Origin of the sequence: Maribacter sp. Hel_I_7 (genome assembly GCF_000688315.1) — a bacterium.
GTDB lineage: Bacteria > Bacteroidota > Bacteroidia > Flavobacteriales > Flavobacteriaceae > Maribacter > Maribacter stanieri.
On sequence record NZ_JHZW01000003.1, the window covers coordinates 754,934 to 775,539 of the forward strand.

General features: G+C 32.7%; 17 protein-coding genes. 11 read left to right on the forward strand and 6 right to left on the reverse strand.

The genetic code is table 11. The features are described 5' to 3' along the window. Positions 1 to 192: 192 nt before the first annotated feature. Entirely contained in the window at positions 193 to 675 is a 483-nt protein-coding gene (locus P178_RS0114870; protein WP_027066955.1) for a hypothetical protein, read from the reverse strand. A 661-nt stretch (positions 676 to 1,336) separates the two neighbouring features. On the opposite strand from P178_RS0114870, the gene P178_RS0114880 reads away from it, so the two are divergent. From P178_RS0114880 to P178_RS0114890, 3 genes are all read left to right on the forward strand, one after another. Further along, on the forward strand, positions 1,337 to 2,122 hold the full coding sequence (locus tag P178_RS0114880; protein ID WP_027066957.1) for a tRNA pseudouridine synthase A: 786 nt from the start codon (positions 1,337 to 1,339) through the stop codon (positions 2,120 to 2,122). A 34-nt stretch (positions 2,123 to 2,156) separates the two neighbouring features. After that, positions 2,157 to 3,251 (forward strand): magnesium/cobalt transporter CorA, encoded by a 1,095-nt coding sequence (gene corA, locus P178_RS0114885; protein WP_027066958.1) that lies wholly within the window; start codon positions 2,157 to 2,159, stop codon positions 3,249 to 3,251. A gap of 197 nt (positions 3,252 to 3,448) precedes the next feature. Next, positions 3,449 to 3,991, forward strand: a complete 543-nt coding sequence (locus P178_RS0114890; RefSeq protein ID WP_155941653.1) for a hypothetical protein — start codon at positions 3,449 to 3,451, stop codon at positions 3,989 to 3,991. 72 nt (positions 3,992 to 4,063) lie between these two features. Here the strand turns inward: P178_RS0114890 and cysM are convergent, their stop codons facing one another. Together cysM and epsC are read right to left on the reverse strand one after the other, a co-directional pair. Next, positions 4,064 to 4,948, reverse strand: a complete 885-nt coding sequence (gene cysM, locus P178_RS0114895) for a cysteine synthase CysM (RefSeq protein WP_027066960.1) — start codon at positions 4,946 to 4,948, stop codon at positions 4,064 to 4,066. Continuing rightward, positions 4,941 to 5,732 carry a serine O-acetyltransferase EpsC gene (epsC, locus tag P178_RS0114900; RefSeq protein ID WP_027066961.1) on the reverse strand — a complete coding sequence of 264 codons (792 nt, stop codon included), beginning with the start codon at positions 5,730 to 5,732 and terminating at the stop codon, positions 4,941 to 4,943. Before epsC ends, cysM begins: the two co-directional genes overlap by 8 nt. A 95-nt stretch (positions 5,733 to 5,827) precedes the next feature. On the opposite strand from epsC, the gene P178_RS0114905 reads away from it, so the two are divergent. After that, positions 5,828 to 6,508 carry a DUF2461 domain-containing protein gene (locus P178_RS0114905; RefSeq protein WP_027066962.1) on the forward strand — a complete coding sequence of 227 codons (681 nt, stop codon included), beginning with the start codon at positions 5,828 to 5,830 and terminating at the stop codon, positions 6,506 to 6,508. On the opposite strand, the gene P178_RS0114910 is transcribed toward P178_RS0114905, so the two are convergent. Beyond that, positions 6,500 to 6,907: a hypothetical protein gene (locus P178_RS0114910; RefSeq protein WP_027066963.1), complete on the reverse strand. Its 408-nt coding sequence runs from the start codon at positions 6,905 to 6,907 to the stop codon at positions 6,500 to 6,502. The two genes, P178_RS0114905 and P178_RS0114910, sit on opposite strands and share 9 nt — an antisense overlap. 272 nt (positions 6,908 to 7,179) lie before the next feature. Between P178_RS0114910 and P178_RS0114915 the strand changes: the two genes are divergently transcribed. Then, positions 7,180 to 7,581 (forward strand): acyl-CoA thioesterase, encoded by a 402-nt coding sequence (locus P178_RS0114915; protein WP_027066964.1) that lies wholly within the window; start codon positions 7,180 to 7,182, stop codon positions 7,579 to 7,581. On the opposite strand, the gene P178_RS0114920 is transcribed toward P178_RS0114915, so the two are convergent. Beyond that, positions 7,578 to 8,867: a dipeptidase gene (locus P178_RS0114920; protein WP_027066965.1), complete on the reverse strand. Its 1,290-nt coding sequence runs from the start codon at positions 8,865 to 8,867 to the stop codon at positions 7,578 to 7,580. The genes P178_RS0114915 and P178_RS0114920 overlap by 4 nt on opposite strands. 142 nt (positions 8,868 to 9,009) lie before the next feature. On the opposite strand from P178_RS0114920, the gene P178_RS0114925 reads away from it, so the two are divergent. From P178_RS0114925 to P178_RS0114950, 6 genes are all read left to right on the forward strand, one after another. After that, positions 9,010 to 10,770, forward strand: coding sequence for an ATP-binding protein (locus P178_RS0114925; protein ID WP_027066966.1), 1,761 nt, complete (start codon positions 9,010 to 9,012; stop codon positions 10,768 to 10,770). Between the two features lies 1 nt (position 10,771). Next, positions 10,772 to 11,137 carry a response regulator transcription factor gene (locus P178_RS0114930; protein ID WP_027066967.1) on the forward strand — a complete coding sequence of 122 codons (366 nt, stop codon included), beginning with the start codon at positions 10,772 to 10,774 and terminating at the stop codon, positions 11,135 to 11,137. Between the two features lie 205 nt (positions 11,138 to 11,342). Further along, positions 11,343 to 13,493 carry a HEAT repeat domain-containing protein gene (locus tag P178_RS0114935; RefSeq protein WP_155941654.1) on the forward strand — a complete coding sequence of 717 codons (2,151 nt, stop codon included), beginning with the start codon at positions 11,343 to 11,345 and terminating at the stop codon, positions 13,491 to 13,493. Then, positions 13,486 to 14,916, forward strand: a complete 1,431-nt coding sequence (locus P178_RS0114940; protein WP_027066969.1) for a glycosyltransferase family 2 protein — start codon at positions 13,486 to 13,488, stop codon at positions 14,914 to 14,916. The genes P178_RS0114935 and P178_RS0114940 overlap by 8 nt, the downstream gene beginning before the upstream one ends. A gap of 5 nt (positions 14,917 to 14,921) precedes the next feature. Beyond that, complete coding sequence (locus P178_RS0114945; protein WP_027066970.1) at positions 14,922 to 17,303, forward strand: sulfatase-like hydrolase/transferase; 2,382 nt, start codon at positions 14,922 to 14,924, stop codon at positions 17,301 to 17,303. After that, positions 17,303 to 18,610: a YaiO family outer membrane beta-barrel protein gene (locus tag P178_RS0114950; protein ID WP_027066971.1), complete on the forward strand. Its 1,308-nt coding sequence runs from the start codon at positions 17,303 to 17,305 to the stop codon at positions 18,608 to 18,610. The genes P178_RS0114945 and P178_RS0114950 overlap by 1 nt, the downstream gene beginning before the upstream one ends. Here P178_RS0114950 and P178_RS0114955 read toward each other — a convergent pair. After that, positions 18,600 to 19,892, reverse strand: coding sequence for a hypothetical protein (locus tag P178_RS0114955; RefSeq protein WP_155941655.1), 1,293 nt, complete (start codon positions 19,890 to 19,892; stop codon positions 18,600 to 18,602). The two genes, P178_RS0114950 and P178_RS0114955, sit on opposite strands and share 11 nt — an antisense overlap. Between the last annotated feature and the right edge of the window lie 714 nt (positions 19,893 to 20,606).

The following is a 20,606-nucleotide window of genomic DNA, read 5'->3' on the forward strand; positions in this document are numbered from 1 at the left end:
AAGAAAATAGCTAATACTATGTAATTTAACCTATTAGTAAGTCGAAGTTTATAATGATAATTACAGCGGGTAAATATCTTTTATTATGCAGGTCGTGTAATTAGAGTCCTTAAATAGCGGATTAATATCTTATTTTAATTAAAAAACCCTCAACAATTGCTTGTGAGGGTTTCAATATATTTTAGATAACCTTTATTTCCAGTGATCTACATGTTGGTTCATATCGTCAAATAAATAGGTACCTACAATTTCTTTTCTATAAAGTACTGCTAAAAATGTTACTAGTAGTAGCATAGCGTATAAAACCATCATTAAAAAACCTAATGGTAAAAATGTACTAGGAATAAGATGATTTTCGAAATCTGAATAGCTTGATACTGTTATGATAGTTTCAACTAATTTGTAGATATATACCAATGAAATAATATAAAGAACGTACTCTAAAGTTCTCATAGGTGGATCACTCAACTCTTTCTCGCTAATTTTAAACCATAGCACATAAAGAAATACGAAATGTACTATTGATAGCAATGGAAAGATATAGTTATCAATTTTAAAGAAATAAAACTTATTAGTGTACAGACCGTAGAAACTAAAAATGTTCAATAAAAATAGTACGGCAATTGAGACAATTAATGTACGCTTCCAAGTAAATATTCCTTTAATAGAATTCATAAAAAAAAGTTTATATGGCCTTAGGGGAACCATAATTTCGATTCAAGAACGGGTATGTTTTTCGATTATTTTAAACAATTCGATGAACGGTAAAGTTTGTTGTTCAAGTAATTAATTCTAAGATAACCACTTCTTAATAATACTATATTTTACAAACAATAACAATAAGACACTGGTAATTAATATAATGAGTGGATATTGCATATTTATAATCCCGATTACATCCATTATAGAAGTAAACAAATTATAATACAGAATTTGAATACAGGTACATAGCATTGCTATAATACCAAATTTGAAAGCCAACTTATTTCTAAGCAAAATTAGCACTGCCGCAATGCTACCGCAAATAACATTTATGCCAAATACAATTAAAACCCAAAAAGGTCTATGGGTTTGAAAATACCTTTCTTCAGCTGTAAGACTTTTGAAAACTTCGTTAGACATAAATAACTCGCTAACAAACGTCATAATACCACAGAAACTAAAAAACAACGTAAAAACAGAAACTGCCCAAAACCACTTTGGCGGTTCGTTTGTAAGAATTGTCATAAACTATTAATAAGAAGGTATTTATGAATATCAATTTACAAAAAAAACTTACTAAGACTAATTACGCTAAATATATGCATCTATATTTATTGTAATTACTTTTACATATATGAAGAAAGAGCGCTTTTGCTATTTAGTACGTTTACAATATTTGGGCTTTAGATTTAATGGATGGCAGGTTCAACCCAAGCTACGCACAATTGCCGGGATGCTTAATAAAACGTTTACATTTTTATATCCAGATGAAGCTTTTAAGATATTAGGAGCTGGTAGAACAGATGCAAAAGTATCTTCATTAGATGGTGCTTTTGAACTTTTTGTAGAGAAAGAGCTTGATGATCTTGACAATTTTATTTTAGATTTCAATAAGAATTTACCGTCAGATATACGGTTGCTTTCCGTAAAACCTATTGATCAAGACTTTAATGTTATTAAGGATAGTAAAACAAAAGAGTATCATTATTTTTTTTCCTTTGGATCTAAAAATCACCCGTTTAGTGCTCCTTTCATCACTAATTACATTGATCCATTAAATATAGAACTTATGATGGAAGGCGCCGAGTTATTTGAAGGTACACACGATTTTACCGTGTATACCGCATCTTTAAAACCAAATACAAAAACTGTACGTAAAATTGAATCTTGTAGCATTGTTGAAAATGATATTTTGACAGCAAATTTCTTTCCCGAACATAGTTATATCTTAAAAATTAAAGGAAGCGGATTTATGAGGTATCAAATTCGAATGATAATGGGTGTTCTTGTTCAACTAGGTAAAAGTGAACTTTCACTTGAAGATATTAAAGCATCTTTACTAACAGGTTCTGAACTAAAATTAAATACCATAGCTCCTGGATCAGGATTGATGTTGAATCAACTTCACTTTAATAAATAGGTTTTAGATTTAATATATTTATAAAAAATACTACATGGCTACAAATAAGAAGCTCAATTTCCCTAAGCGTAAAAAGAAAAAATCTCGCCAGCAAAATAAAATGGGTAAAGCTCCTGGAACCATTAGTTACATGGGCGATAAGGAACGTGGAGATAGTCTTATTTATAGTACTACATATAATGCCGACGGATTTGAAACTAAAGAATTTAAAGACTTAGAAGTTTTTATTAAAGAAGAACGTGCCGAAAAAATATCTTGGATCAATATAGTGGGCATTTCAGACGAACCCTTTATAGAAAAGCTAGGAAAGCATTTTAATTTAAACCCGTTAGTACTCGAAGATATTGTAAATACTGAGCAGCGACCTAAGATAGATGAGTATGACGATTATATTTTTGCGGTTTTTCGTATGCTTTATATAACTGAAGAAGATGAAATAGTGGGTGAACATGTAGCAATTGTTTTACATGAGAATACTGTTTTGGTTTTCCAAGAGGTAAAGGAAGATGTGTTTGATGGTTTAAGAGGACGTATTACAGGTAAGCTTGGTCGTATTAGAAGTAGAGGTGCAGATTACTTATTCTTCGCCTTATTAGATGCAATCGTAGATAATTATTTTTTAGCCGTAGAAAACTTAAACAATAGAATTGAAATTTTAGAGGAAGAAGTCTATAATAATCCAGAACCTATTGTTGCAAAAAACATACAACAATTAAAAAAAGAAGTGCTAAAAATTAGAAGGTGGATATTCCCCGTAAAGGAATTAATAAGCAGACTAATAGATACTGATAATCCACTAATAACCAAAGACACAAAATTATTTTTACGTGATGTTCATGACCATACCGTTGAAATCAATGAAAGTTTACAAATATACCGCGAAATGTCCATGAGTTTAATGGAGATGTACATGAGTAATATGAGTAATAAAATGAACGAGGTAATGAAGGTATTAACCATTATGGCTTCTATTTTTATTCCGTTGACATTCATAGCCGGTATCTACGGAATGAACTTTGACCACATGCCAGAACTTCATTATGAATATGGTTACCAAGTAGTATGGGTAGTTATGATCGTTTTATTTATAGGTATGATGATTTATTTTAAAAAGAAAAAATGGTTGTAATACCATATTTCAAATTACCCAAAACAAACTTTAACGCCTGCTATTAAAAGGAATCCAATTAAATATTAATTTATATGGGTCACTCATAAATTAACATTTCATATATCTTGCTGATGTCTAAAATACTAGACGTGAGTGATTTAAAAGTACAGTTTAAAACTACTTTTAAATCTAATTTAAATTTAAAAATAATATATATGAAAATGAAATCTGTTTATATGTCGCTTGTCGGAATGCTCTTGGTAACAGGAAGTCTAATGGCACAAGAGGAAAATCAAGAACTTTTAGATACCAAAATTTCAAAATCCTATACCATTAATGATGGTAAGAAATTGGTGAAGAATACAGTAGAAATTACGACTCAAAGACTTAATACTGTAGAAAGTGCAAAAGTAGATGCAGCAAAAATTGATCAAGATAGGGTAGTGGACAGTGTTTCCACTATTATTAAGACAGTACAAATTGATAATGATGACGATGATGAATTCGATGAGAAAATAGTTTTTAGCTATGAATCTAAAACGCCAGAAGATTTTGTACTCGTTTCAAAAAATGACGAATTGGTTGTAGCCATGAACGAAGGAGAAAATTTAAAAATCGTAGAAAATGTGAGTTTAACAAGCAAAGAAACTACGAATGATAAAACAACTTATGTTTTTACCAATGAGCATGGAGAGAATTTAGAATTTTTAGTTCAAGAATATAGCAAGCCCAATGAAACTGCTATGTTAGAAAAATAATTTTTCTTTCATTTATAGAATTGAAAAGAGCCGTATTCACGGCTCTTTTTTATGTGAAATCTAAATTGTATCCTAATCAAACAAGTCAGAAGAAAGGTATCTATCTCCTCGATCACAAACAATAGATACAATAACACCATGTTCTATCTCTTCTGCCAAACGTAATGCTACTGTGGCGGCACCACCACTGCTCATACCAGAAAAGATACCCTCTTCCTTAGCTAATCTTCTAGCCATGGTTTTAGCTTCAATTTCATTGACCTCCATAATGCGGTCTACCTTTTTAGCATCAAATATTTTTGGCAAATATTCTTGAGGCCATTTGCGTATACCTGGTATGCTTGCATTATCACTTGGTTGTACACCTACAATTTGCACATCATGATTCTTTTCTTTCAAATAGGTAGAAGTACCCATAATAGTCCCTGTAGTACCCATTGAGGAAACAAAGTGAGTAACCTTGCCTTCTGTGTCGTTCCATATTTCTGGACCGGTAGTTTTGTAATGGGCCTTCCAGTTATTTGGATTTCCAAATTGGTTCATCATTATGTAACCCTCATTTGCAACTTTACTTTCCGCATAATCTCGCGCACCTTCAATACCTACATCAGAAGAGGTCAACGTAACTTTTGCACCATACGCCCTCATCGTTTGCACACGTTCTTTAGTCGCGTTTTCTGGCATCACTAATTCAATATCAAGTCCGTATACTCCGGCTATCATTGCTAAAGCAATACCTGTATTACCACTTGTTGCTTCAATTAATTTATCATTAACCGTAAAATCTCCATTGTCAAATCCGGTTTTGATCATATTGTAAGCTGCACGATCTTTTACGCTACCGCCAGGATTATGACCTTCCATTTTAAAATATAAAGAGACATTAGGATTTGTATTCAGAACTCTTGACTTTACCAATGGTGTATTGCCAATAAGCGATAGTAATGATTTAGACATGGGGTAATGTTTTAATTTTAATTTCTGGGGTATGAAAAACTGTAGAATGAGGTGGAACCGTTGATGTAATCCAAGCGTTGCCGCCAATGACACTATTTGCACCAATTATAGTGTCTCCACCTAATATAGTAGCATTAGCATATATGGTTACATTATTTTCAATTGTTGGATGACGTTTAGTCTTCTGTAAATTTTTAGCAACAAATAAGCCGCCTAGGGTTACACCTTGGTAAATCTTGACATCATTTTTAATAATGGCAGTTTCACCAATAACAACACCCGTACCGTGATCAATATGAAAAGATTTTCCTATTTGTGCTCCAGGGTTAATATCAACGCCAGTTTGCCTATGTGCGTACTCCGTCATCAAACGTGGTACAAGAGGAAATCCGGTTTTATAAAGTTCATGTGCCAATCTATATACAGATATAGCATAGAAACCAGGATAAGCCATATAAACCTCTTCAATAGACAATGAAGCGGGATCACAGTTTACGGTTGCCTCAGCATCAAGATTTAAACTCTCTAGAACTGAAGGCAATTTCTCTACATAATTCTCCCATACTTTTTTGCATGGCTTTTCACTTTCCCAGCAAGCCATATCTACAAGCTCATCAAACTGTTTTTCTAGTTTTTCAAGACTTTCCGCTACAGGGGTTTCAATATCAAACAGCATATAAAAAAGAAGGTCGGTAAATTTTTCCGTATTCTTTTTTAAACGAAATCTAAGATTAGGCTGTTTCTTGTGCGTATTAATTTTTTCGATTATCGATCGATGGTCCATGTATATTGATTGTGTTCATCAAAATTAACCAAATAACTAAAAGTAGTTCTCATGTTATGGTTAACTTTAGCTTAAAATAACAAGAGTTAGGTCGTATGTTAGAATCGAATATTACAAAAAGTACACTTCAATTTTTAAATACCTTAAAGAAAAACAATAATAGAGATTGGTTTGCTGAGCATAAATCTGATTTTAAAGTAGAAGAAGTAAAGGTAAAAAGCTTTTTTAACCATGTGCTAGAATTGCTACGAACCCATGATGAAATTGAAAAACTAAAAGTATTTAGAATTTATAGAGATGTTCGTTTTTCTAAAAATAAGACACCTTATAAGCATAATTTTTCGGCATCTTTCTCTAGAGCAGGTCAACATAGACGTGGTGGGTACTATTTACAAATAGAACCTGGCAATAGTTTTATAGTAACAGGATTTTGGAATCCTGAAAAAAATGATTTGTTACGTATAAGAAAAGAATGGGAAATAGATACCAGTGACCTTGTAGATATCATTGATAATGAAAAGTTTAAAAAAGTTTGGGGACCCTTGGTTGGCGATGAACTAAAAACAGCACCAAAAGGTTTTGATAAAGAAGACCCTAACATTGAATTCATTCGTAAAAAGCAATTTATTTTTGTAAAAAGCTTTACGGATAAAGAAGTTTTGACAAATGATTTTGCAAAACAAGTAAATGACTGTTTTGTGACTATTCGCCCATATTTTGATTTAATGAGTAATATACTTACCACTAATTTAAATGGCGAGTCGTTACTAGACTAACTCATACTTATCAAAATATTGAATTTGATCTTCTAATCTTTTTATAACCATATTCATCATACGTTTATTTAGCGCTGAAGAATTTTGAATATATATTTCATACTCATCAACAGTAAGTTGACCTATAATCATACCCTTCAAGGAGTTTCTTAGTTTTACATCCTTTTGAATGGCTTTGGTAATATATTCCATACGTTTTTCTAGCTTTAACTCATAAAACGTATTCTTCATTTTATTGATGTAATTCTTAAAAGAGGCTAATAATAAGTCGTTTTGAAGTTTAATAATAGGCCTTAAGGTTTGGTTCTGAAAACGTTCATCATCACTCATTTCAGGCATTATTTTGGCAGAGGCAATTAAAGGGCGTATCGATTGCAATTTTTGTGTCCTGTCCATTATATTTTGATTTTACTTAAAGGTACGTATTAGATAAAACCCATTTGTTAAGGCATTAATAAGTTTTAAACCTGTTATAAACAATGAAGTTTGCATCAAAAAAAGAGGAGTAAAATTAAGGGTATAATAATTCTGTCAAGGGACAATTATTAATTTATAAGTTATTAATTGTTCAATTGCTTCGATTAGTAAATCGTTACACTAACTGAGACAAAATTGTATTTTTCTTTATTTACGAACTAACTTTGCAAAGTAAATTTTCAAAAGATAAGACTATGAGATTTCATACTAGAAAATTAGTAAAACCTGGTGACCTTAACTCTAATGGTACTTTATTTGGAGGTCAGTTACTGGCATGGATAGATGAGGAAGCCGCACTTTACGCCATTATTCAACTGGAAAACGGAAAAATTGTAACTAAATATATGTCCGAAATAAATTTCATGAGCGCCGCTGTTAAAGGTGACGTTATTGAAATTGGTATTGAAGTTGTAAAATTTGGTAAAACATCGTTAACCTTAAACTGCGAGGTTCGTAATAAAATGAACCACGAAACAATTGTTACCGTAGACAATATTATAATGGTAAACCTTGGCGAAAATGGAAAACCTAAGCCACATGGTAAAACAAAAATTGAATTCGTAAAAGATCGTTTAGCAGCAATGGGTGAAGATTAACTTTCACCCATTTCTTTTGCAACGGCTTGCACCTTGTCAAGTACTCTCATAAGGTTTCCGCCCCATAATTTTGCTATTTCTTCTTCTGTATAACCGCGTTCTACAAGTTCTAATGTTACATTGAATGTTTCAGAAGCATCGTTCCAACCTTCTATACCGCCACCACCATCAAAATCTGAACTAATACCTACAAAGTCTATACCTATAAGTTTTACCATATAATCTATGTGGTTAACAAAATCGGCTACATTAACTGCTTCTGGTGCATCTTCTTTATTTGCTGCCAATTCCTTACCTATTTTAAGAACCTTTGGATAGTTTTCCATAAAAGTTTCTTTATCGGAATCTGATAAACTAGAAATCTGAGAACGCTCGTACCAAGCTATATCTAATGAATCTGCTACTTGCTGATAAATAGATTTCATGAAAGCTGCTCTTTCTTCATGCTTTTCGGTGTTTAGATATGAACTAAACGCAACAGTTTGTACGACTCCGCCATTTTCTTTCATCATCATTAATTGCTCGTCATCTAAGTTTCTGCTATGACCACATAAAGCCCTTGCCGATGAATGAGAAGCTATAATAGGCGCTTTTGATAATGAAATCATTTGTTTCATAGCTTCTTTAGATGGGTGAGATACATCAATCATAATTCCCAATCTATTCATCTCTTTTACAGCGTCTTTTCCTAAATCACTTAATCCATTATGTAACCATGTATCATCGGCTTCACCGGTATTGGAATCTGAAAATTGACTATGGCCATTATGTGCCAATGAAATATAGCGTGCGCCCAAATTGTAATAGTTTTCAAACTCACCCATATCAGTTCCAATAGGGTAAGCGTTTTCTACACCGATCATAGCAGCTTTTTTACCAGAACCAACTATACGTTTTACATCTTTAGAAGTTAAGGCCAATTCTATTTGGTCTGGAGCAATTTCGTCACAAAGCTTATGAATTGCTTCAAATTTTTGAATTGCATTTTCTTTCGCTTTTGCATAACCTTCATCTGTAAGTGTGTCTTGCCCAGTATATACTATTAACCAAGAGACGTCTAAACCACCTTCTTTCATCTTAGGTATATTCACCTGGGTTTCTAGTTTCTGGGTGTAATTTATACTGTCTGTAAAGTTCTTGATATTAATGTCATTATGGGTATCAATCGTAATAACATCTTCATGTATTCGCTGTGCTTTTTCAAGCGTAGTTTCTACAATTTTTTCTTTTTTTTCTGCACAAGAAATTGCAGTTACAAAACACATAAAATAGATAAGCTGCTTCATAGAGTATGTTTAGACCTACAATTTAGGGGTATTCACAACAAATAACCACTCTTAGAGAACATTTTATTGTTCACACAGAGGTTATGATGCATTTTTAGATAATTATAAATAAAAGCCCCCTTAAACTAAAGAATACTTATTTATGCCAATTTCAAAAACTAAGGATTTACTTGGTCAATTATCTCAACTAGAAAGAACTGTTAGTGAATTCTCTTTCGAGGAATTATGTACCGATGAAGCTAAGGTGTTAAAAGACTCTTTTAATACGTTTAGATCTAGTTTGGAAAAACATATTTATGAATCTAAGGAAGCGAACAGTATTCCGCAGAAAAAAGAGTCTGTTGCTGTAAATGGCCAAGATATTTCTCAAAAAAAATTCATAGCGCATATAAGTCATGAAATAAGAACGCCTCTAAACAGTATTATTGGCTATGCGAATCTTTTGAATGATGAAAAATTAACTCAAGGACAGCATAAAAAGGTGGATGCCATAAAATTTGCATCTAATACACTTTTGAAACTTATTAATGAAGTTCTAGAATATTCTAAAATTTCTTCTGGTAATACCAATTTTGAAACTGTAGATTTTAATCTGCATAGTTTACTCAAAGATGTGATGTTTTTATGTGAAACTTTGGTTTTAGATAGAAAAATAGAATTGCTTATTGATATTGATGAAAATGTGCCTAAAATAGTAAAAGGAGATCCATCTAAACTTTCTCAAGTACTTTTAAACCTCTTAGGTAATTCTGTGAAATTTGTAGAAAATGGTTTTATAAAGCTTGAAGTTTTTTCTAAAGAATCTTCAGTTAACGATTGTATGTTACAATTTTCTGTTGCCGATACTGGTATTGGTATTTCACCTGAAAAGGTTAATACAATTTTCAATCAATATACGCAGGCAGAAAATGACACTTCTAGTAAATATGGTGGTACCGGACTAGGTTTAACCATTACAAAAGAGATTATAGAGAAACTTAATGGAGAGATAGAAATTGAAAGTGTTCTAGATAAAGGTACTACAGTAACTTTTAGATTGCCTTACCCTTACGGCAGTACAGCTGGTGTTGTAAATAAATCAATAAACGAAAATAATAAATTAAAGAACGGTAAATTATTAGCTGGTACCGAGATAATGGTGTTTGAAGACAATCAAATGAATCAGCTTTTAATAGTTGAACAATTGACCAAATGGGGTTGCAAAGTACACACAAATATTACACTTGATAAAGGACTGGAAATTTTAGCTACCAATAATATTGACCTTATCCTAATGGATTTGAAAATGCCCCATCTAAACGGATTTGAGGTTTCTAAAGTAATTAGAGGTAACGACAACTCCAATATAAATTCAATACCTATTGTTGCCTTTAGTGCAGATTTCACTGAAAGGGACAGTAAAGAATGTAAAGAAATAGGGATAAATGATTTTCTCCTTAAACCATACACCTTAGAAGATTTAATGACGACCATAGTAAAGAATAAGAGAAAGAAAGTTGAACCTTTAGAGTTTGCCTCAATATTGCAGAAACCAATGATAGAACCAAAAGAAACCACGGTAGTTGATCTTACAAGTCTTTTAAAAGATTGTTTTGGAGAGATTGATATGTTAAATGAGCTTGTAAAGCTTTTTAAGCTTAATGCCATTGAGTTCATTGGTAATGTAAAAGTGCATTTACAGACCGAGGATTTAAATCAGATTGCATTATCTGCCCATAAGCTAAAGGCTGGGTTTGCGATGATAAAAGCTGATGGCATGCGTAATTTAATTGTTGAACTTGAAGCTAGCTGCAAATCGAATAAGCCTAATAAGGTAAGAGAGTTGTATCAAGCTTTTTTAAACGATTATCCACTATTGGAAGAAAATCTGACCGATGCGTTGAAATCATTGAACAAGAAGTAATATGAGCAAACGTGTACTACTAGCAGATGACGACCAACTTTTGGCTTCCTTATTAAACTTTAGGTTAAAGAAAGGTGGGTACTCTGTACATCATTCTGTTGATGGTAAAGAGGTAAAAGAGTATTTACAAAAAGAAATGCCAGATATTATTGTCAGTGACATTATGATGCCATATTTTTCTGGTATTGAGCTCATTGACTATGTCAGAAACGAACTAAAATCAAAAACGCCTATTATAATTATTTCATCTGCAGGTAATGAACAAAATGTTCTTACAGCTTTTGAATTAGGTGCTAATGATTTTATTACCAAACCAGTAAGTCCAACAGAATTATTAGTACGCATAGCAAGAGAGATAAATAAGTAACCCAAAACACCATTTATTGATTCCCCCAAATCAAATAAACATATTATTAATAACAGCACCAGAATTCAATTTAGAATATCTGTGGTGGCTGACCATATTGTTTTTTGTTTTGTCTATTATTTATTTCATTGGAGTTTTTCTGATTAGAAATAGAATCACTTCTACTAACAGCCGTACAAAAGATAAAAAGATTGAATTTTCCCCCATGATCAATGAATTTCTATTCTATGAGGATTCAAATACTAAGGAGGAAAAAATGAACTACTTAAACCTTAAAATTCAGATACGGGAATTAATTAAAAACGATTTCGATAGACAAGTTCTTACCGAGGTATTGCTAGATTTACGAAAAGATTTATCTGGGCAATCACAAGCAGTTTTAATTGATCTTTATAAAGATTTAGGATTGCATAATGATGCTTATAACAAGTTAGGTAGCAGAAAATGGCAAGTTGTTTCCAGTGGAATTTTAGAGTTAACTACCATGGAAGTTGAAGAAGCTTATGGTTTAATCATAAAATTCATAAATCATAGACAAAGTACTATTCGCAAACAGGCAGAAATAGCCGTGGTTAATTTGAAAGAAGAAGGAATTAAATATTTCCTGGATAATACTAAATATAAAATTGCAGAATGGCAACAATTAAAGTTGTTAGATGTACTAAGACACAAGCCTAATTTTAATGCTCCTCAATTTGGACTTTGGCTGACTGCAACAAATACACATGTTGTATTGTTTTCTTTGAGATTGATAAAATATTACAATCAAAATGAAGCTGAACAATCTATCATCACATTATTAAAACATAAAAATCGCGATATACAGGCAGAAGCCATTGAATGTATTAAAGATTTTCATTTTGTAAGTGCCTTACCTACCTTAAAACTGGTGTATCCAAAAGCCAGTCACGATATTAAAATAGCCATTTTGGATGCTATAGGTGAAATTGGTTCTAAAAACGAAGTAGCATTTTTAGAATACTTAGCATCAACGGAACGCCATTTTAACATTAAAGGAAAAGTCAATAGTACGTTGAATAAAATTAATCCGGAAAGTGTATTACCTACAAAGAACATCTCAACTGAAGATTTTTATGAAGCTGAAATGGATTTAGAAGATACACTGACTACAGTTGACGAAATTAAAAAAGAGCCAGAGCTTTCTATCACACAGCCTGATTTGAATATTACAATGGAATTAGAGAATGAGCCAGAAATCTCAGAAGAGATTATTGAATTAGAATCATCTACTATAAATAGCTCACCAAAAGAAGAAACTGAAACCGAAATTGTAAATGAAACCAGTTCTGAGGAGTTAGAGAATGAAGTTGCGTTGGATATAGAAATTGAAAATACTCGTAGCGAACAGCTTGAAATAGATTTAACTTTTTTACCGCATGTTAATGATGAAAATGTACAGGCAGAGAACGACGTAGAAATTGAAAAAGTTGAGGAAGTTAAAACGATAGAAGAAATAGTATTAGAAGAAGAATTTACTTTTAATTTTCTGCCATTCGTGGTTGAAGAAAATGCATATAAAGAAGAAGTTTCAGCTTTTGTAGAAGATGATTTTGAACCATTATTTGTATTAGATGAGAATTTTAATAATGACCAAGAAGAGGTAGTATCTATAACCTTGGATGAAAGCACATCAAATGAATTTGAAGATATTGATTGGTCTACGGTTTCTACAGAGACTTTAACAGAAAATGATAGTGAAGAGCCGGCCGTTATTGAAGAACCATTAATTTCTTTTGAGAGTGACGAAATTTCATTCTCTGCAAATTTTATGCCTCAAGAAGAGTTGGATGCTATGGTAATTCTGGAAAATATTGCGGAATTAGGTGATAGTCGAGAGCTTGACTTGTTACAAAATATAGCAGAAGAAAATAGCTCTGTTCTTGTAAAAGAACGTGCTAATGAATTAATTCAAAAATTCTTATATCAATCTCCAAGACCAACGGAGCTGTTTTCAGCAGATAATAATCTTTCTGAAAGTGTATTTACGGAAATATATAACCTGGCAGACAAAGAAACCAAGCTTATGCTTTTAAGTGAGATTAAAAGTATTGGTGATGAAAAAGAAATTCAGTTGTTAGAAAGTGTCATTAAATCAGAATCTAAATCACTGGCAAAAGCAGCAAAAGATGCATTAGAGAATATAAAATCTCAATTATCTCTTGAAATAGATGTTACTCCTAAAGAAATAAATAATGATACTATTTTTGACGTTGATTTTGAATTAGAACTAAGCGAGTCAATTAAGAGGAATATCGCATCGAATGATAACGGTTCTACCTTATTCGATCAATTGTGCTCTATGTCCAACTCTTTATACAAAAAGAAAAATGGATAGTGAGTTATTTGGAATAGTATTGGAATACATCAATTTTGTATTCTTTGTATTTACGTTAATTCTATTCGTGCTTTTTTCTGCGATGGCGTATTTCTCTACTCGAAATTCTCTTCATTATAGAAATAAAAACAGTTTTACTGATATATCTAAAATAATGGCTTCACCATTGGCGCCAACAATTACTATTATTGCGCCTGCTTATAATGAAGGTTTAACCATTGTAGAAAATATACGTTCCTTATTATCCTTACAATATGTCAATTATGATGTAATGGTTGTAAACGATGGTAGTAAGGATGATACCTTACAGAAATTAATAGATTCATACGATTTAGAGAAAATTGATGTTGAAATGGACCCAGACTGGAAATCTAAAACGGTGAGGGGTATTTACAAATCAAAAAATAGAGCTTTTGAAAAGCTAACCGTAGTCGATAAAATGAACGGTGGTAAGTCTGATGCTTTAAATGCAGGTGTTTCTTTATCTACAAGTAAATATGTTGGTTGTATAGATGTTGATTGTCTTTTGCAGCCTGATGCCTTATTACATGTAGTGAAGTCCTTTTTTCAACGTTCTAAAAAAAGGGTTATTGCGGTTGGCGGAGTTATACGTGTTGCCAACTCATGTATTATACAAGGCGGACAGTTAGAAGAAATTAGATTGCCAACCAATTGGCTGGCTCGGTTTCAACTTTTAGAATATACTCGATCTTTCATTCTAGGTAGAATGGCATGGGGTAGAATAGATAGTTTATTGATCATTTCAGGGGCATTCGGTTTTTTTGAACGCGAAATTGCCTTGGCTGTTGGTGGTTATGATACGGATACGGTTGGTGAGGATATGGAAATCGTTTTTAAAATGCGTAGGTATATGCATGATAGAAAAGAACCATATACTATAGAATATATACCTGATCCACTTTGTTGGACAGAAGTGCCGGAAGACCTTAATATACTCGTAAATCAACGAGATCGTTGGGCTCGTGGAAATTTAGAAACTTTGTTCAAGCATAAAGACATGCTGTTCAATTCAAAGTATGGTAGGTTAGGTTTGTTAAGTTATCCATATTGGTTTTTCTATGAATGGCTTTCTCCGTTATTGGAGTTTTTTGGCTTTTTTACCATTCTACTTTTTGCCTATTTAGGTATTCTTAATTGGGAGTTCTTTTTAATGATAACGCTAGCCATATTCCTGTTTTCAATCATGATTTCGTTTTATGCTATTCTGTGGGATGTGTATTCATACAATCAATACCGAAAAACAAAAGACATATTAATATTAATGGGCTTAGCGATTTTAGAGCCTTTCATTTTTCACCCTATTGTAGTATATGCTGCAGTAAGGGGTAACTATAAAAAATTATTCAAGATAAAATCTGGTTGGGGATCCCAGGTTAGAAAAGGTTTTGCAAAAGCAACTTAAAAGCAATGAACACAAGTAGTATAGATAGATATTCTTTAAAGCAGTATACGCGGCTTATGATGTCCTTTTTTGGATGTTTGCTGGTATTGACGCTTTTTCAATATGGTATTCTATACTATAAAGGAGTTCTAGATTCTATTTTGTCCACTAGTTTATTAAAAGCAATTGTACACCAAATTGGCTTTACCGCGCTTATGGGTATTATAATGGTTTTCCCGTTTAACTTTTGGGAAAATCTACGTTCCAAATATGGCTTCAATCTGGTATTTGTGTTGCTAAGTATTGTTTTAATCATAGAAGCTATGCTAACTGCATACTACTGTACAACGTTGGTGCCATTAGGGTCAGATTTATTGGGGTATAGCTATTCTGACATGAAAATCACCATAGCCAATTCTGGTGGATACATAATCTCAGTGTACTTGCTAATTGCCTCTGCTATTTTAATCGGTCTATTTTTAATACTGTACAGGATCACTTCTAAATTCTATAACAGAATTAGTAAAATGTACCCGTTTACCATAGTTTTATTTAGTTTGTTCGTTGCCTCGTTATTTACAGATGGTAAACCTATTAACCAAAATAAAGTACAATACCTAGCTGTAAATCTTTACAATTCTTCTACTGAAGACAATTCGTATACTTCTACGGAAGAATATCCATTAGTAGAAAGTTCAAATATTGAAAATGTTCTTGGAGATTACTTCGAATTAAAAGAGGAGAAACCTAATATCGTTTTTATAATGGTTGAAGGTTTAGGTAGGGATTTTGTTGGTGAAGGTGCTGAATATGGCGGATTCACTCCTTATCTAGATTCATTGACCACTAAATCTTTATACTGGGAGAATTTTCTAAGTAATACCGGTAGAACTTTTGGCGTACTACCTTCATTGTTAGGGTCGTTGCCATTTGGTAAAAGCGGTTTCATGGAGTTAGAGGAATATCCTAATAAGTTGACGCTATTCAGTGTACTTAAAAACAACGGTTACCATACTTCATTTTATCAAGGAACCAATAGCTCTTTTGATAAGGTAGATAGATTTCTAAAAAGTGAAAATGTTGATTTTGTTTTGGATAAATCAGGATTCGGAAATAAATACCAACAACAGGCAGAAGATGCTGCAGGTTCATCTTGGGGTTTTCCAGATTTAGAATTATTCAAGAAAAGTATCAGTTTAGAAAGAGGAGAAAATCAGCCAAGGTTAGAGGTTTATATGACTATTAGTACACACGAGCCTTTTATTCCGCCTAGTCAAGATTTGTATGAAGGTAAAGTAAAAAATATACTGTCAAAAGGAGGCTTCGATTCTAGGGTTGAAAAAGTGATTGAAAAGAATGATAATGTCTTTGCCACACTTTTATATACCGATAATTCTATAAAATGGTTCATGGAATCATATAAGTCTCAACCAAATTATGATAATACTATTTTCATAATAACTGGTGACCATAGGTTAATTCCAATTCCACAGCGAAATAACATCAGTCGTTTTCATGTGCCATTAATTATGTACAGCCCAATGCTGAAATCTACACGAAAAATGAGTTCTGTTTCTTCTCATTTTGATGTTACTCCGTCTATTTTGGCGCTATTAAATGGTTCTTACGAATTAAAAATGCCTAAGAAAGTCGCTTGGATGGGGGGCGCTATAGATATGCAAACTGCCTTTAGATCCACAAAAAACATTCCTCTTATGAGAAATAAGAATGAATTAAAGGAATATATAAGTGGAGAAAAACTATATACAGATGGCGATATTATGCAAATAGATGAGAATATGGATATCAGCTCTGCTTTTGGAGGTGGTGCTATTGAATCTACTTTAGAACGTTTTAAGTCCGTAAACCATTACGTTACTACAGAGAACAAGATAATACCTGATAGTTTGGCAATTTTTACCATTCAAAAAGAAAAATTTACCGATAGTGAAACGGTTTGGTTGAACAGTGTTTATGATGGTAAAGATTCTGATAAGGGCTATTTTAAGGCTAGGGATTTAGCATGGAATAAAAAATGGGACAAAGCGTTATTATTATGTCGCTACAACCTTTCTGGAGCACCTAGTCATATAGATACTAAAATATTAATGGGCAGGGTAAACTCTTGGCAAGGAAACCATGAAAAGGCTGCGGAGATTTTACAAGAATGCATTGCTATTAATCCCAATTATATAGATTCTTATGCCGCGCTATTTGATGTGTATTATTGGTCAGATAAGTTGAGAGAAGGTTTAGAATTAATAGATAAGGTTCAAGAAAATAGTTCTAGTGCCAATGAAATAACAGATAAAATTTCAAGGGCACGTACAATTGCTAGAAATGCAGGAATTAAAGTGCACCAGCTAGAAAAGAAAGAACCTTTAAATACAGTAGCGTCAGTTAAATAATGAGTAATACGTACGTACATATCATCCTTTTGGTCCTATTTGCCGGTATCTATCAAGGTACAGGTCAGGATACTGATGATAATTTTGACACGGCATATGCATTGGCTTATGAAGGCAAAACGAATACTGCGCATAATATGCTGTACGTATTAGTTAATAAGCCTGCTACAGATGTGGAAACTTCTTTATTATGGGCAAGCACACTAAGTTGGCGAGGTGATTATGATTTAGCTCGGTCATCGTTTAATACCATTTTATCCAAAACTAAGAACAATAGAGATGCATGGATCTCAGCTATTAAAAATGAGTTGTACGCTAAAAACTATGCAACCGCTTTGGGACTGTCCAACAAAGCATTGGTACATATAGAAAATGATGAGGAAATTATAAGACTTCAAGCAATAGCAACTGACGGAGTTAATGGTTTGTCGTATGCTGAAGATGGTTGGTATAATGTAGATAGTGCTGTCAAAACAAAATTGGTAGTAGCTAAAAAACAAAAACCAACAGTAGCGAAGAGCATTGAAGATAAGAACTTAGAATTGGAAAGAAAAACACCGGTTACGGAAGAGAAGTTAAAGAATTCTGTTATGGTAAATAGTTCTGTAACTTTCTATGACCAGCGTTTTGATCCTATAACTACATCTAGTATTGCTTTTAAAAGACAGACACCTTATGGTTCTATTATTCCAAGAATAAACAATAGCAATAGGGTAGGTAAAAACGGAATTCAATTAGATATTGATTTGTATCCTAAAATTGCAAAGGGTTTTTATGCTTATGTAAACTACGGCTATTCAGAATCAGATTTGTATCCTAACCATAAAGTTGGTGGAGACATATATTACAACCACAAAAGCGGATTTGAATTTTCTGGTGGTGGTAGACTAATAAATTTTGCAACTAGAGATGTAAAGTCGATCACCAACTCACTGGGGTATTATAAGGGCAATTATTATTTTTCTTTGCGATCTTACATTACTCCAGAATCTAACAACTTAACCAATGTTTCTGGAAATCTATTGGTACGTAAATACTTGAAGGATGCTGAAAATTATACGGGTTTTAATGTCGGTTACGGATTTTCACCTGAATTGAGGCAATTTACATCAGGAGATCAACTGTTGGCAGAAACCCTACTGTATATTGAATCGCAACGTTTAAGTTTTGAATATCAATTTACCAGTAAAAATAATCTTAGTGCTTATAGAACCAATGTAGGAGTCTTGCGTCAAGAGCAATCTTTTGATCCTGGCAGTTATTTTTACTCTATCTCTGCAGGATTAACGTATGAGTTTAATTTTTAGACTTCATAGCAGGTATCCATTTATCGGCATACATTCCATATACTAAGCCTAACTCATTATCATACACATATCGTTCGTCTTTTCCGGCGTCAAAATTCACATTGAATACATACACTTTAATTCCGGCATCTCTTAGCTGTAGCATCAATTTCTTCTGACTTGCGATTATCCTTCTTGAAACCGCCACATGCTTTACATTGTTTACTTTTAAAAAGTTCACTTTATCACCTTTTATACCTAATAAAGGTTCTTGAGAAATCATAGTGTTTATTCCATGTTCAGATGCTTTTTCTACTGCCATAACACTAAATAGTTCCATTATTAGACGGTCCTTATCTATAAAGGCATCGGCAAATGCAATAGGGTCATTAACTTTATCTGTAATCAATGTAGCGTCAGGATGATTTTTAAACCAGGTATTTATGCCATCCATATCTAAGGTCGTATAATCACCATAAATTTTCTGTTTCATGAATTGAGAGTGGGTAGGAGGTAAGGTTCCTGTATAATGGGTAAAACGAGCCCACATGTTCCAATCATGGGCAGCCACTAATTTTCCGTCAGATGTTTCAATAATATCCAACTCAAAAATTCGGAATCCCTTTTTATAATTCTCATCTAAGGCATGTTTGGAGTTTGTTGATTTTACACCATTTACTTCACCACCTGCATGCGCAATGTATCTATCGCTGCTAGGTTCAAACTCATACACCTCTTTTGGAAAGAAAATTTCTTTGCCACCTAATTGTATATTTACTTGAATGGTTTCTGTAATGGAATTGTCGTTCACTTGTTCAGAGATAACCCCTTTGGTATTATGCATAACATATGCTTGCCTTCCTTTTAAGGTACTTAATTGAATGAGTCCTAATGCACTAATTTGTTTTTCATACCCGGTTAATTGTGCTGCGGCCGAATCATGTGCCAATATGGAGAATGTGACTTTTGATTGTATCATATTAGTAAGAACATCTATAAGTTCTAGCACATCTTCTTTACTACCGTAGGTATCAAAAGTTTTAAATTCAAAATTATTACCCGCTTGAAAATGAACTATGGTGAGACCGCGTTCTATGGCTTCTAATTGCGAGTCATACATAAACGTACTTCGCTCATGTGTATTAAAGCTATGACTATTAAGCACCACTTCTCCGTAAATTACACTTTCATCAAAAGAACTTATAGTATATGTTGTAGCTGCTACTAAATGGTTTCCTATGAACAGGGTAACGAATAGCAAACAGATTTTGAAGTTTATAGTACTATAGGGGGATTTCATCATTATAAATGGATTTTTTCAACACTAGTTTACCATTAAGTATATGTTGTATTGATATGGATATAAAGAAAACGAAATTAAAAGTCTGGTATTGTGATAAGATAGATAATTGTATTCATCTAATTTATAGCTGATTAAGGGTCTAGTATTTTTAAATTTCTTGACTCATAATAAATCTACATCTCATATAATCCTGTATTCTTAGGTCTAGTATCGTTTAAATCTAATTGTTTTGTTTCTAAAACCTCGGTAAAATACCAATAAAGAGGATGAACTACGCATCTCAAAAGCCTTGTAAAATATAGGCTTCATAGTTTTTAGATGCTAAACAACACTTTTTAGTGGGTTTTACAACAAATTTAAAATGGTTCACCACAATTTGTTGTCACAGCCTTAACATCATTATATATTTACTTTCAAGATATGTGTACCCAAATTAAGATTAACTTTTAAACCTACAATATGCTTTACGACACCTACGGAGAAGAATACCTTGTGTTTCTTCAAGATTTAAATGAAATTCTTAGTATCAACGAATTAGCTGAGTTGGACTATATGTAAATGTCTACCAAACCAATCACCAAAAACAAATAACCCATGGCACATCAAAATCAAGATTTCTCATCCTATCAAAACTTTATCCAGGATCTTAATAGCATCCTAGTAAACTTTAATATCAACAAATTGACCCATTCGTAATGTTCTAAACATTAGAAA